Source organism: Paraclostridium dentum (assembly GCF_012922555.1).
Lineage (GTDB): Bacteria > Bacillota > Clostridia > Peptostreptococcales > Peptostreptococcaceae > Paraclostridium > Paraclostridium dentum.
The window spans coordinates 1-395 of sequence record NZ_WIPK01000147.1 but is presented as its reverse complement, the minus strand read 5'-3'; the positions used below and the strand labels follow the sequence as shown (position 1 = coordinate 395).

The 395-nt window shown below is 47.6% G+C and carries 1 protein-coding gene; it reads right to left on the bottom strand.

Going from position 1 to position 395, the window contains the following annotated elements:
• Positions 1–68: 68 nt before the first annotated feature.
• A partial coding sequence (locus GFJ41_RS21190) for a serine protease (protein ID WP_170076036.1) occupies positions 69–395 on the bottom strand: 327 nt, incomplete at its 5' end.

Sequence of the window (395 nt, the reverse complement as noted above, 5' to 3'; positions counted from 1 at the left end):
CAGAAACAGAAACCTGCTAATTTAGATTTTTAGCAAAGACGTTTTTTAATTTGCATTTCGGACTTTGATTAATACGTTTTCTTCATCTCTCGTTCGATCCAGTCAACGAACTTGGATACTCGAGCGTACACGCCAGGTTTCATTGCATTGGCACAGCCGAGACCCCATGATGTTACTCCCTGGAGAATGAATGTGTTCTGAGCAAAGCATACAAGAGGTCCTCCACTGTCACCCTGACAGCTATCAGTTCCTCCCTCTATGTTTCCTGCACACATCTCGTGGTCCTTCACTCGGTTGTTTAGGTAGGCCGGACGGTTGCACACTTTGTTCTCAATAACTGGGAAGCCGGTCTCCTTCAGGGTGCCATCTCCGCCCGTTCCTTGGGTTTCTCCCCA